Origin of the sequence: Paracoccus sulfuroxidans (assembly GCF_007830335.1) — a bacterium.
Lineage (GTDB): Bacteria > Pseudomonadota > Alphaproteobacteria > Rhodobacterales > Rhodobacteraceae > Paracoccus > Paracoccus sulfuroxidans.
In genome coordinates this window covers 15,737-28,663 of sequence record NZ_VLKU01000011.1, presented here as the reverse complement: position 1 = coordinate 28,663, position 12,927 = coordinate 15,737, and the positions used below count along the sequence as shown (strand labels likewise).

The following is a 12,927-nucleotide window of genomic DNA, read 5'->3' as shown; positions in this document are numbered from 1 at the left end:
GCGGCAAGGGCGATCTTGGTCGACAACCCCTGACCGGGGCCTCAGCCCTGACGCATCAGCCGGGCAAGCTCGGGCGAGACGTGATCGGCAGCCGCCAGACGCGCCTCATCGGGCTTGTTCTGCGAGAATTTCCACGTGCCGTCGATCTCATCCACCAGCAGGCGGAAGGGCAGGATCATCCGCATCATCCGCGCCAGCGCCTCCGGGTCCATCTTCGCCGCCGTCCATGGCGGTTTCGGCAGCAGGCGCTGTTCAAAATGCGCCGAGAGCCGGTCAAGATGCCCCCGCAGATCCTCTGCGGGCTGGATCCGCCCCCGCAGATGCACCGCCACATAGTTCCAGGTCGGCACCTGATCGGTCATCCCGTACCAGTCGGGCGAGATATAGCCCTCGGGTCCTTCGACGATCAGCACGCCTTGCGCAGGCATCGCCCGCGCCACGGGGTTCGAGCGGACCAGATGAAACTCGACCCCGCCCTCGCAAGGGACAAAGGGCACATGGGCGACCAGCGGATAAGGCTGGGCGGCGACGGTCAGCGCGCCAAACCCCTTCTGCAACGCAAATGCCATATTCTGATCGTCAGGCCGGTTGCGATAGATGGGGTTCGGATGCATCTCAGGCCACCAGCCTGCCCTGCGCGTGGCCGGTGATGGCCACCTCGATCAGGCTGCCTTCCGGCATGTCGCGGTCGAAGGAAACCTCGGTGAAATGCTCGGTCCGGGCCAGTCGCGGGCCTTCGGTCAGCACAAGGCGCGTCGTCCCGACTTGCGCCTGAAGATGCTGCGTCAGGGCCAGATCGCCCGCAGCCCGCAGCCGGGCCGCGCGCTCTTTGATCGCCGCGCCCTCGACGCGCGGCATCCGCGCGGCGGGCGTGCCCTTGCGGGCCGAATAGGGGAAGACATGCAGGAAGGTCAGGCCGCAATCCTCGACCAGCTTCAGGGAGTTCGCGAACATCTCTTCGGTCTCGGTCGGGAAACCGGCGATGATATCGGCACCGAAGACGATGCCGGGACGCAGCTTGCGCGCATCCTCGCAGAAACGGATGGCATCATCGCGCAGATGGCGGCGCTTCATCCGCTTCAGGATCATGTCGTCGCCCGCCTGCAGGCTGAGATGCAGATGCGGCATCAGCCGAGGCTCACTGGCGATCGCCAGCATCAGGTTCTCATCCGCCTCGATGCTGTCGATGCTGCTGATCCGCAGGCGCGGCAGATCCGGCACCAGCCGCAAGATGCGCATGACCAGATCGCCCAGACGCGGCGTCCCTGGCAGATCCGCCCCCCAGGAGGTCAGATCAACGCCGGTCAGCACGACCTCGTTGAAGCCGCGATCCCTGAGGCGCTTGATCTGGTCGACGACCACGCCCGCCGGCACCGAGCGCGAATTGCCGCGGCCATAGGGGATGATGCAGAAGGTGCAGCGGTGATCGCAGCCGTTCTGCACCTGCACATAGGCGCGATGGCGGCCGAAACCGTCGATCAGATGGCCTGCCGTTTCCTTCACCGACATGATGTCGTCGACCTGCACCTTCTCGGTCTGGCCAATCAGGTCGGGGGCCTGCAGGCGCTGCCAGGTCTCGGGCAGCATCTTTTCATGATTGCCGATGACCTGCGTGACCTCGGCCATGGCGGCGAAGGTCTCGGGTTCGGTCTGGGCAGCGCAGCCGGTGACAATGACCGGCGCGCCCGGATTTTCGCGGGCCAGGCGGCGGATTTCCTGACGCGCCTTGCGCACCGCCTCGGCGGTGACCGCGCAGGTGTTCACGATGACCGCGCCCTGCAGCCCGGCCGTTTCGGCCATTTCGCGCATTGCCTCGGATTCATAGGCGTTGAGCCTGCAGCCGAGGGTCGCAAAGATGGGCGCCTTCCCCGTCATCCCCGCCACACCCCGTCAAAGACATAGGCGGTCTCGGCCGTCATCCAGACACCATCGTCGCGCCAGTCGATCTCAAGCTGGCCGCCGGGCACGTTGACCTTGACGCGCCGCTCGGTCAGGCCACGCCGCGCCGCCGCAACCGCCGCCGCGCAAGAGCACGACCCCGAGGCCAGCGTCGGTCCGGTGCCGCGTTCCCAGATGCGCAGCAGGATCTCATCGCGCGAGAGGATCTGCACCACCTCGACATTCGTCCGCTGGGGGTAAAGCGGGTGGTGTTCATGTTCAGGGCCGAAACTGGCCAGATCGACCGCAGCGGCGTCCGGAACAAAGAAGGTCATATGCGGGTTGCCCATGCCGGTCGCGACCGGATCGCCCGCGACCGGCAGATGCAGCGTATCCACGTCACGCGCCAGCGGGATGCGGGCCCAGTCCAGCACCGGCGGCCCCATGTTCACCCGTGTCAGCCCCTGCCCGGCCTCTTCGGCCACAAGAACGGCGTGATCGGTCGCGAGGCGCAGATTGGTCGCGCCGCTTTCATCCATCAGATAACGCGCGATGCAGCGCGTGGCATTGCCGCAGGCCGCCGAAAGCGAGCCATCGGCGTTGTAAAACGTCAGCCGCGCATCGGCGTTTTCGCCCGGCTCGATCAGCGCGAGCTGGTCAAAACCCACCCCCCGATGCCGGTCCGCAATGGCCGCCACCGTGGAAGCATCGGGCCGCTCGCCCCCGCTGCGCAGGTCGATCACCACGAAGTCATTGCCGAGCCCATGCATTTTCATGAACGCGAGGCCGTTTGTCATCTTGCTTGCCATGCGGGCGGAATACTCCTGCCGGAAAGATTCTTCCAGAGGCAGTATTTTTCCGCTTGACCCTCCCAGCCAAGGAAACTACTCAGCCCCTCAAGAAGTGGGCCCATAGCTCAGTTGGTAGAGCAACTGACTTTTAATCAGTGGGTCACAGGTTCGAATCCTGTTGGGCTCACCACTTATCAGATGTGTCCGGTGACATGCGAGTTGTCCATTTGTGACAACTTTCTGTCCATTGGGCATCAATCGCCCGCGTCGGCACATGAGGATTGCCAAGCAGATCACTGGGATGCATTCGAGTTCTGCAGCAACTCTCTGCGGAAATGACCAGTAAGCGGTCCGACCAAAGCGATCCCGACCTCGTCATTGCAAGATCCGCTAGCGGCAGTCAGACAGGCCCACAACGACGCGTTAGCTCGATGGCCGGAGTGGGCGGAGAGCCGTTTGACGGAAGTGCGGCATCGCTGGGTGACTGCTCCGCCACCAAGCTCGATCTCAGCTCATATTAGGGAGCTTGGCGATGGGTGCCATGCCTAGGTCATGTTGACAAATGGCGGCGCCAGAGCCTGATGCAGGCGACGTCGACGAAGCCGAGGAAGCTTTCGGTGGTTTTGTCGTAGCGGGTTGCCATGCGGCGGCTGTTTTTCAGCTTGTTGAAGCAGCGCTCGACCATGTTGCGCAGGGTGTAGATGGTCATGTCGACAGCCTTGCGCACCCTTCTGTTCTTTCGCATCGGTATCATGGGCAGGGCGTTGCGGCTCTCGATGTCTTCCCGAATTTTATCAGAGTCATAGCCCCTGTCGGCGACCAGAACGGCGGGCTGTGGAAGATTGTCAGCCATCACCAGGTCGTAGCCGGTGTAATCGGACTCTTGCCCCGGCGTGATCTCGGTCCCCATCGGGAGGCCTGCGCCGTTGACCCGGAGATGGATCTTGGTCGAGAACCCACCTCTCGAACGGCCAAGAGCCTCTTTCGGAGTCCCCCTTTTGCGCCCGCCGCATGATGATGAGCGCGGATCACAGTGCTATCAACCATCTGGAGCTTGTCTGGCGCGATCCCAGCGTGGTTCAGCGCATCCAGGATATCCTCCCACAGTCCCGCCAAAGTCCAGCGGCGGAACTGACGGTAGACCGAGGACCACTTGCCAAACTCTTCGGGCAGATCACGCCATGGCGCACCAGTCCTTGCGATCCAGAAAATTCCATCCAGGACAAGACGATGGTCCGCAGGTTTCCGCCCGTTCGGGCGCCGGACGGCACGAATGAAGCCCTCGAAGAAGGTCCACTCATCGTCGGATATCAAGTTGCGTGCCAAGTTCATCTCCCACGTAGAGATGAAGTTGAATCATAGGACGACTGCCAGAGGAATCCCTTTTGTCAACACGACCTAGTCGGGCATGACGGCGTGTCAGATGCCGCGTCCCAATAATTGGAGCTCACTCGGGTAAGTATTGTCGTTCTTTGTCTGTGAACGTGAACCTCCGCCCCATGATTGGCCGTCATCGAGGAGCAGCGGACGCGCAAGTCACGATGACGGCAGTCCAGATCGCACGATAAGCGCGGAGATGACCATTTCGGCCCAGGCGGTCTTTTCAGTGAGCTCGCCGCGGCAAGTTTGCGCTCGCAAGAGCCGCCGCTCGGGAGCAGCGCAGTGAAACTCGCTGCTGTGGCGAGGAAGCCCTAGGCGAACGTGAAACGACAGGTTATATTCGAGATCATGGCAGTCAGTTCATCTCAGCGATATTCTCGGTGTTTCATATCCGCGCCATACGGCATGGATCTAGGTGTGCTGCCAATCCTGCTAGGCGAGCGGCGTATTGCGTGGAATTGGTCAGATGACACGCCCTTTGGGACACGTTACGCATTAACGATCCAGAGATCCGATTTCGTAATTGCTATTCTTGATGGATCACAGAACGATCAGCGAGTACTCTACGAGCTTGGGCTCGCAGAAGGATTGGGCAAGGCCGTATTTGCAATTGCGACAAGCAAGCGTGTTGGCAGGGTCGCCCGATCGATACTTACCTTCGTCGATGTGAAGCTCACCGAGAAGGCAGCTCTGTCCTTCCATTTGGACGCATTTCTTTCGACGCCCCACGAGACAGTTTTTGAAAGAGGTCGACCGGCTTTATTTAACTCTATTGAGCCGAAAGAGCCTGCCGTGCCGAAACAGATCTTCCACTCCCAGTTGGAGGCGCAAGTCTACGAGGCGATTGTAGCAATTGGAGGCGGCGCGATTATCGAGCCGAGAGGTGGAGACGCAACCTATCGACCTGACATCCTTATGTGGCTTGGGTCGCAAGATGCTGAGCTCTTCGATCCTGCAGTCATTGAAATAAAAACGCGGCTTGATGTTTCTGGTGCTAGGCGAGTCGAGCAAAAATTAATAGAGTTCATGCAATCCACTGGCGTTGGCTGTGGCTTCCTCCTGACCGAGCAAGAGCCGCCGGAGAAGCGTCGCCTGTCGTCTCCTAACGTCTTTTGGCTTTCTGTGAGTCAGTTCGTTGCGCTTGCACGCGATGGAAAGTTGGGTCGCCACGTTCAAACCTTACGAAACCGCGCTGCGCATGGAGCGGCGTGAATGGTCGCAATTCCACAACAAGAAATTATCGATCATCTTGCCGCTGGGGACGCAGGAAATACGGACCAAAAGGGTAAAGCACTTGAGGACGTGATTGAACAGACGCTGTGCCTGATCGACGGTGTAGGTTTAATCCACCGGAATGTCGAAGACTTACCGGGCTCGCTCGAGATAGACCTGATCCTTTACAATCATCAAGTGAAGGGAACAGGGCTTCCGTTCCTTCCTCCCTTACTGATTGTTGAATGTAAAAATTGGGCGGCTCCTGTGAACACTGCCACATTACGCGCGTTCACGTCCAAAATTCATAGGATGAAGCTAAAGTTCGGGCTGTTAGTTGCGGCGAATGGCATAACTGGCGACGCCGTCGACATCACGGCAGCACATGCTCATCTCCGCGACGTGTTCAACCGAGACGATGAAATCATACTCGTGATCACGCGAGCAGAACTGTGCGGCGCCAATTCGACGGAGGATTTGGGCGTGCTTCTTCGGCAAAAATACGGCCGTTTCATAATGGGCATGGCATCTTTTTAGGAGCTTCCATGGGGTATACGAAAGCTCGCGTCCCTAGCAGTCGCCATTATAGCACGGTAGAGCAGCAGGGCTGCTCAGTGTCGCTTGGGACACTTCCGGCCCTAACCGGTCATTGAGCCCGCGCTTGATGCTGCGCCGCCGCGCAGCCATACCGGACTTTCAACCTTGCTGTCGCGATCGTTGCGCATCACTTTCTAAAGATTGAAGATGGCCTGCTCGATATGGTTAACGACGTTAGAAGGAGCCCGCTGATGAACGGATTGGAAAACTTCAACACTGAAGTTGAATGCGTTTATCGCGATGAAAACTACTGCGTTCGTGATAATGGATCGGTCCTTCGCCGCGCCCGACAAAATCAGAGGAAGCGACCGCTCGATGAAACCTGGACCTTTAGAAATCCAAGCAAAAGCGACGGCTACATGGCGATTTCGGATCACAAACTTCATCGGATTGTTGCGACAGCATTTCATGGAAAGCAACCGAGCAAGGGTCACGTCGTAGATCACATCGATACAAACCGTCGAAACAACCGTCCTGAGAACTTAAGATGGGTCACGCGCTTGGAGAATATTCTTCTCAACCCGATCACTGCGAAGCGGATACTGAATCTTTATGGCAGCATCGAGGAATTCCTCGATGATCCGCGAAATCCGAAGAACGACACACTCACTGCTGATTTCGAGTGGATGAGGAATGTATCGGCAGCCGAAGCTGAATATACTCGGCGGAGAATGCAGAACTGGGCAACGTCCGACCACCCTTCGTTAGGAGGCAGGATCGGCGATTGGATATTTGGCCGGGTCCAAGAGACAGTTGAGGAACCGGTCGAAGTACTGATTGCATCCAAGACAGATGGGGCCGTCCAACGCAATTGGCGAGTGCCCGCTGAATTTCCCCTTTGTCCCGACGCTACAGCCGAACATCCAATCACCGAATATCTATTCCGCTTGGTGAAGGGGGCGGTCGCAGTAATTTCTCCCTGGGGGCAAACAAGGGTCGGGGACGTGGCGATGACCGGCGAAGATAGTACCATTTTCTTGCTCGGCGAACACGGTGAGGACGCCATCAAACCTTGGTCAATCTCAAAGATCACCTTCGAAAACGGAAAGTTTGTTCATGAGAGTCAGGGTACGTTCTTTCAGCGCGACGGAGCGGAAAAGGCCTTTGCGGTAGCTCAAGGTCTGCCTTGGGAACGTGGAGAAACATTTGATGACTACTGCTGATCGGCTTCATGCAGTCGGCCCTCTGCGGACTTCCAGCGGCAAATGGAATGACTCACTGCAGCGCGAGTGAAGCAGCCATTCACACGGGGTGCAGCATATTCAAGAAGCGAACTTTTTGACGTGTTAAATGGCGGGCAAATGCTGAGATGTTGAGCACACAACAACTCTTTTCGCCCCTCTGGTCAGTGCAACATACAAGTTTTTTGCATTCATTTCATGAGTATCGACAATAACGACCTGGTCAGCCTCCAATCCCTTCACCAAGAGCGTACTACCGACAGATTTTTTGCCAAGGGCACGGCTATGAAAGCGCCGCTCTTCTCTTGCCTTGAGTGCCATGTCAGCAAAATCGTCTGCGTTTACAGAAGCATGCAGTGCTTTTAGAAGATTCCGAAACACCTCTCCTCTGAAGGCGGAAACACCGGACTGATTGCTCAGTGATGACAGAAGGGCGGCCGCTTTTTGAGGTGTCTTTTCCGAGTCGAAATTTAGCGCCGCCATTTCCTGATCAGTGGCTGGTTTCCGGTTTGTCCCTGCTTTAAGTGAAGCAACTCTCGCTATCATTTCGGTCGAACTTATTCCGCGAAGAACGCTTGCGGCCTCATTGAGCAATTCTGCAGTAGCGTTGGGTGATGAAAAATCGAAACGTCGAGCAAAAGAAACTAGGTCCGCAAGGTCCGCGTTTTCCACGACCGATGCGCCTTTGGTAAACTGAGCTATTTGTTGTTGCCTCTGACGATTGCGGCTGCTGCAAATAATTAGCGAGCTGTCGATACCCTTTGGCATATCATGCGTCGCCGCGAGAATTTTTTCAAAATCTTGGTCGCCAGAAACTGCGATCCATTCTAATTCTGATGGCGCCGTGGAGAGGTCAATTCGATGACCACTCAGAAGTGTTGGCCGCAAATCCAGAAGCCACTGACCCAGTGCTTCCGCCCCGGCGAGTTTCCAGCGCCATGGTGTCGACAGCTCACCAATCAACGGAAAGTCTCGAAGTACTTCAGAGTTCCAGTTTACCTGCGTGTCTCCGAAATCAAATATTCCTTGGAGGACATCGCCGAAAATGCAAGTTGGCAGCACTCTCGCAAGTTCACATACAATTTGGTGCTGTGCGCTCAGGCAGTCTTGGTATTCATCAACAAGCAGGCGAGAGTAGTTTGCTGCTAAGAGGTTGTCCACATGACGGCCTTGCAGCAGAGTAAGGGCAGCCTCCTTTATGGCTGGATAATCAATCCCCGGATTGGATAGCTCCAAGATGGAAGGGTCGGCTGCACTCCTCAAAGGAAACATACCAACCATTCTCATAGCCCATCCGTCTATGGTCGCGAGGCGGTAGCTGGAACGAGGAACTTCGCTTTTGTCCAGCCTCTGCCGAAGCGCAGCAACCGCAGCATTCGTATGAGTCAATACGAGGATTGGTTTATCAGCTGTGCAGCGCTTCAAGCTTTGTGCAATCAGATGAGTCTTTCCGCATCCCGCGGGAGCTTGTATACATCCCTTCGATATCTGGAGAGGATCAGGTTCGGTCATTCTGCCCCCAAGCCCAATTCATCAACGCTGTAGTGATTCCCGTCAGGTCTGTGTGTAGAGAGGAATAACTGGGAGCTAAAATGTTCTTTGCCACATGTTCATACGGCGCAATCCTCTTGAACCAACCATCTCCACTACGCGCTGCTTGGCCCAGTATTCCGGCTGTTACAGGCGGAAGCGTATTTGTTTCCGCCCAAATCTTAGCTTGAGCTAGGTTGAATTGGTTTTTTGACGCCGTACAAATTTGCGCGTCGACTTTGTCGCCGTTTGGCAACGAAACGGCGTAGTCCAACAACATCGCAATGACCGGCCCAGTGGCACACCTAAAAATCGCATCTTCCAGAGCAAATTGGTTCGTCCACTTGAATACTGATCCTCCTCCGGTGACAAAAGCCTCCTCATCAGCGGCCCCTAACGGCACGTCACTATCCATGAAGATTGATACATTGTACCCGAGGCGAAGGAGTTCATTCGCTGGAGGGAGCACCTTCTTCGCTCCGCCTGCGTCGACTAAAACGGTTCCAAGCGCTTCCATTGAAACATTTCCAAGGCCATAACTATACTGATCAAACCCCCTTATAAAGCCAACTTCAGATTTGCCTTCGCAAACAATTATTCGTTTAGCTAGAAATGCCTCCGGGTTACTTCTCAGCAATCCCTGAGCACTCTCAGAAGCGGAATGGATCCTGTGGTTTCCGGTGGTTTTGTCAACACGCAGCAATTTCAACTGGGTGTGGTCCAGCTCTTTCAGAACAACTGGAGAATGCGTTGTTGCGTAAACCTGTTGGGTAGCAGGTGTGTCCTTCGCACCCAGTGTGTTGAGCAGACTTCTTATCCGATGCGGTTCCAGACCCGTTTCAAACTCATCAACCAGGGCGATGCTAGCGGACGTTGCGACTTTTCTTGCCAGGCCTGCAATCAGCAGACGTTTCGATCCTGTCCCTAAAGATGATAGTGGTATGTTGTTCGCATCATGCAACGCAATCGCTCCCGTGCCAAACTTCACTGAGTTTGCATCGAGTAACGCGTGTACAGCTCCAGCCGTTGGTACGCCCAACTCATAGGCAGACTTCTTCACTATATCAAGGCTGTCGGTCAGTTCCTTGTTTGCTGTACTGCCGAAATCTGCGCGGGCTTTTCGAGCGGCGTCGGACAAACCCTCCGTTAGTGCCAGCTTTTCGTCCGTCAGCCTCTCAAAGAGAGCTCCACGTCGCCATGCGAGGTGCCAGTCTGGATGATCTCCTAGTCGCAAGGGGGAGGAGGTTTGGCGATCCTCCCATCGTAAATTCCGCTCAATGCCCTTGGCCTTCGCCCGCTGCGACAAAAGTGACCATTGTGGCTCCAAGTCTTTTTCAACCTTCAGTTGGAGCACCAAGATTGTCTCTAAGCCATGGCCCGGCTCCCCCTCAAATGTTCCTGTAGTGAGGTTGTAGCCGCAAAAATAGTCACCATAGGAATCCATCGATAGAAGTGATGGTTCAAGATCACCAAGCGCGACCATGATCTTTATTGGTTCACTGGTGTTGGTCTTGTGGAAATCATAATCGGAAAACTGCATGGAACGCCTTGCACCAAGACAGTAGTCAATTGCATCCAACACAGTAGTCTTGCCGCTATCTCCGATTCCAACCAGGCAGTTCATGCCTCGGCTGGGCATCCACAATAGTTCTTTGATGGATCTGAAGTTTTTAATGTTGAGGTACACGATTTTGGGCAAAACACTGGACTTCCTGAAATGAATTTTTCACACCTTAGTGGGGAAACCGCAGGGAAATAAGACCATTTTTGAAATCATGTGCTCGCTAGCTGTACCGTTCGACTGAGCGTCTGTTGTGGCCGGGTCGATACCGAGATCGCTCTTGCGCGTCGAAGGTCCGCATCGGAGGTATCTGAAATTCCTCGCTGCGACGCAGCGAAGGTCCATTCTCCGCCCAACGTGACGCGCGTCAGCTCCGCGAAGGCGGGGAGCGCTACGATAGCTGAGGTCTTCGCGCTTCCCGCCTTCGCCTCAGGCTATGCAGCGACAAAAACGTCAGTCTTGCCCAACTCCCCGCCCGTGGGGTGGTCGTGCGATAGCTTTGTCAATTTTGCCGAGACTGCGTTGTCAAAATTGATGAGACTCGGGAATCAAAGCTTTGGGAAAATGCACGGTGACAGTTGAGTTGTCCATTTGTGACAACTTTCTGTCCATTTTTGACAGTTCCTCTGTCCATTGGGCATCAATCGCCCACGTCGGCACATGAAGATTGCCAAGCAGATCACTGGGATGCATTCGAGTTCTGCAGGACTCTCTCTGGACATGAGCGGTAAACCGTCCAACCAAAGAGTCCAAGCTTGTCCATTGCATGATCAGCTTGCGCTAATCAGACATCTCACAGACACGCGCTAGCTCGGTGGCCGGAGAGGGCGGAGGGCGGCCTAACTGCAGTGCAGTATGGCAATCACCGCAACTGTGAATGAGCAGACATTTGTGCATGCTGCGGCGTATCTGGACGCCCGCCGCACTCTACTGTGCGGTGAACGTGACTGACGCCGGGCTTAATTTCATGCTTTCTTTCCTTACATATGCACAGAAGCCGAGGCCAACTTCTACGCAGCTCTGGAAACTGAACCCATGGCCGCGTAACTAACAAAAATCAGCCTCCGGCAAACCCGGAGCGGTTCAAGATCATGTTCGGCAGAGTGAAAGATTGGCGGCGTGTGGCAACCCGATACGACAGATGCCCGAAGGTCTTCCTCTCAGCCATCGCACTCGCCGCACTCGTCAAATACTGGCTATGAGTCCTAAGCCTAGTGCACTTTTGTCCGGAAGCTGGCGACCCGCAACAGTTAGCGACCCGCAACATGTGCTACCTCCAGCAACCGATGATATTCTTAATTTGTTGATATTTATCGATATCCTTGAAGGTTATGGCGGGGAGAATGAGCCCGCCGTCGAACCTTCTCTGCCGCCAAATCACCCTGTCCTGATCGGTAGCGTAATCGCGCACCCTCATCACTAGCCAGGAAGCAACTCTGATATTCGAGTCATATGAGTTCAGCAACGATGTGAAAAAACTTTTGAGGCGTAGGCAAGCAATCCACCCTTTAGCGAAAACTTCTCTTGGTATCTCCAAAGACTGGCGGAATGTCGGATCTCAGATCAAGGGCTCCATTCGGGTGGGCGTTGCCCACCTAGCATGAGCAGCGAAACCAGACCGGCCGATGTCAAAAACACTAGCATCACGGCATGCATCCCAATGTCAGACCATATCAGCAGCATGCGTTGGGCCACCCAAATCCCCAGTGCGCCTCCAGCCATCTGGATAGACCCAAACAGTGACGACACGCGCCCGCCGTATCCCGGCTCCACACTCATGACATAGGAAATGATCGCCGGGAGTATCATGCCTTGCAAAACGGAAAAAAGGCTGATTGCGGCCAGATTAAGTGCAGAGAGCGGAGCATCCGCCCTGATTGCTGTCATTGACACAACGACGCAACCGACCTGCACGAGGATCAGCACAGGCACCTTGTCGATGCGAACTGCTGCGGGCCGTTTTCTGGCAACAACGGCTCCCAGAATGAACAGCGGGGTCATCGACCCCAGAAACAGGCCAAAGGCAGTCGGCGCATAGAGTTTCAGGTGTTGCGCGACGTCTGGCGCATTGGACAGGAACGCGCTCAGCGCGCCGAAATGAAGTGCGCCCAGCACACTGCCCCAGATCGCAGGACGTGCCACTGCGTGCAATACACGCCGGGACGGCTTCGCGCTGAGGGGGGCGCCGGCAGGCGTGGTCTTGCCGAGGCCCCGAACAACGACGATCCACACTAGGGCTGCGGTAAGAAAGGTCAGCACGAACGGCGCGCGCGCGCCCCACACGTCCGACAGCACGCCACCTGCGATCGGCGTGAGCGTGGGAATGATGGCAATCCACACTGTGGTCGCGGCAAAGGTCTGTTGCAGTTCATCTGTTTCGCAGTTGTCCCGGATGATCGCACGCGAATTGACGAGGCACGATGAAAACCCCAGAGCCTGCAAGGCTCTTCCAAAGAGAAGCATCAGCCAGTCGTCGGACAGGATGCACAATATCGTCCCGACCGTTCCCAGCGCCAAGCCCCACCGGAGTGTCAGAGCTCGACCGGAGTGGTCGCTCAATATCCCCCAAACCAGCTGCCCGATTGCCGCGCACAAGAGATACATCGACACGATCACGGCGCTTTTGCCTGACGGGAACAGGGCGGAAAGCAGCGGCAGCGCCGGCACGCAGATGTAGGCAGCCATCTGCGAAAACGAGGCCAGCAGGACCGATATCATGATGATCTTCTTGCGAGACACGCTGAACCGCCCTCAAATTGCCGTTTGCCCAGGCACCTGGCCCAAGCCCCCGCTCCGC

General features: G+C 56.3%; 9 protein-coding genes, 1 tRNA gene and 2 pseudogenes. 5 read left to right on the top strand and 7 right to left on the bottom strand.

Translation table 11 applies throughout. The features are described from left to right. Positions 1-41: 41 nt before the first annotated feature. From IQ24_RS15965 to dapF, 3 genes are read right to left on the bottom strand one after another with little or no spacing between them, the layout of a single operon-like run. On the bottom strand, positions 42-614 hold the full coding sequence (locus IQ24_RS15965) for an FMN-binding negative transcriptional regulator (protein WP_145399286.1): 573 nt from the start codon (positions 612-614) through the stop codon (positions 42-44). A gap of 1 nt (position 615) precedes the next feature. Then, positions 616-1,875: a tRNA (N(6)-L-threonylcarbamoyladenosine(37)-C(2))-methylthiotransferase MtaB gene (mtaB, locus tag IQ24_RS15960; RefSeq protein ID WP_145399285.1), complete on the bottom strand. Its 1,260-nt coding sequence runs from the start codon at positions 1,873-1,875 to the stop codon at positions 616-618. After that, complete coding sequence (gene dapF / locus IQ24_RS15955) at positions 1,872-2,687, bottom strand: diaminopimelate epimerase (protein WP_145399284.1); 816 nt, start codon at positions 2,685-2,687, stop codon at positions 1,872-1,874. The genes mtaB and dapF overlap by 4 nt, the downstream gene beginning before the upstream one ends. Before the next feature lie 96 nt (positions 2,688-2,783). Here dapF and IQ24_RS15950 point away from each other — a divergent pair. Continuing rightward, a tRNA-Lys gene (locus IQ24_RS15950) sits at positions 2,784-2,859 on the top strand. Positions 2,860-3,219: 360 nt separating this feature from the next. On the opposite strand, the pseudogene IQ24_RS15945 reads toward IQ24_RS15950, so the two are convergent. Beyond that, positions 3,220-4,001 (bottom strand): annotated as a pseudogene (locus IQ24_RS15945) (IS5 family transposase). 465 nt (positions 4,002-4,466) lie between these two features. On the opposite strand from IQ24_RS15945, the gene IQ24_RS15940 reads away from it, so the two are divergent. From IQ24_RS15940 to IQ24_RS15930, 3 genes are all read left to right on the top strand, one after another. Further along, positions 4,467-5,261, top strand: a complete 795-nt coding sequence (locus tag IQ24_RS15940) for a TIR domain-containing protein (protein ID WP_145399282.1) — start codon at positions 4,467-4,469, stop codon at positions 5,259-5,261. Then, complete coding sequence (locus IQ24_RS15935; RefSeq protein ID WP_145399281.1) at positions 5,262-5,798, top strand: restriction endonuclease; 537 nt, start codon at positions 5,262-5,264, stop codon at positions 5,796-5,798. Positions 5,799-6,049: 251 nt separating this feature from the next. Next, positions 6,050-7,021, top strand: a complete 972-nt coding sequence (locus IQ24_RS15930) for an HNH endonuclease signature motif containing protein (RefSeq protein WP_158637554.1) — start codon at positions 6,050-6,052, stop codon at positions 7,019-7,021. A gap of 123 nt (positions 7,022-7,144) precedes the next feature. Here the strand turns inward: IQ24_RS15930 and IQ24_RS15925 are convergent, their stop codons facing one another. Further along, on the bottom strand, positions 7,145-8,551 hold the full coding sequence (locus IQ24_RS15925; RefSeq protein WP_145399279.1) for a UvrD-helicase domain-containing protein: 1,407 nt from the start codon (positions 8,549-8,551) through the stop codon (positions 7,145-7,147). Further along, positions 8,538-10,268, bottom strand: a complete 1,731-nt coding sequence (locus IQ24_RS15920) for an ATP-dependent nuclease (RefSeq protein ID WP_145399278.1) — start codon at positions 10,266-10,268, stop codon at positions 8,538-8,540. The genes IQ24_RS15925 and IQ24_RS15920 overlap by 14 nt, the downstream gene beginning before the upstream one ends. A gap of 941 nt (positions 10,269-11,209) precedes the next feature. On the opposite strand from IQ24_RS15920, the pseudogene IQ24_RS15915 reads away from it, so the two are divergent. Continuing rightward, positions 11,210-11,332 (top strand): annotated as a pseudogene (locus IQ24_RS15915) (IS5/IS1182 family transposase); the annotation flags it as partial. A gap of 361 nt (positions 11,333-11,693) precedes the next feature. Here IQ24_RS15915 and IQ24_RS15910 read toward each other — a convergent pair. Then, the gene (locus IQ24_RS15910; protein WP_145399277.1) at positions 11,694-12,869 is read right to left on the bottom strand and encodes an MFS transporter; all 1,176 of its coding nucleotides are present in this window, start codon (positions 12,867-12,869) and stop codon (positions 11,694-11,696) included. Positions 12,870-12,927: the final 58 nt, after the last annotated feature.

What these genes read in the sequence shown, in the direction of transcription:
- IQ24_RS15925 (WP_145399279.1), bottom strand. Translation starts at nt 8,551, where the DNA reads ATGACCGAACCTGATCCTCTCCAGATATCGAAGGGATGTATACAAGCT.
- IQ24_RS15930 (WP_158637554.1), top strand. Translation starts at nt 6,050, where the DNA reads ATGAACGGATTGGAAAACTTCAACACTGAAGTTGAATGCGTTTATCGC.
- dapF (WP_145399284.1), bottom strand. Translation starts at nt 2,687, where the DNA reads ATGGCAAGCAAGATGACAAACGGCCTCGCGTTCATGAAAATGCATGGG.
- IQ24_RS15935 (WP_145399281.1), top strand. Translation starts at nt 5,262, where the DNA reads ATGGTCGCAATTCCACAACAAGAAATTATCGATCATCTTGCCGCTGGG.
- mtaB (WP_145399285.1), bottom strand. Translation starts at nt 1,875, where the DNA reads ATGACGGGGAAGGCGCCCATCTTTGCGACCCTCGGCTGCAGGCTCAAC.
- IQ24_RS15965 (WP_145399286.1), bottom strand. Translation starts at nt 614, where the DNA reads ATGCATCCGAACCCCATCTATCGCAACCGGCCTGACGATCAGAATATG.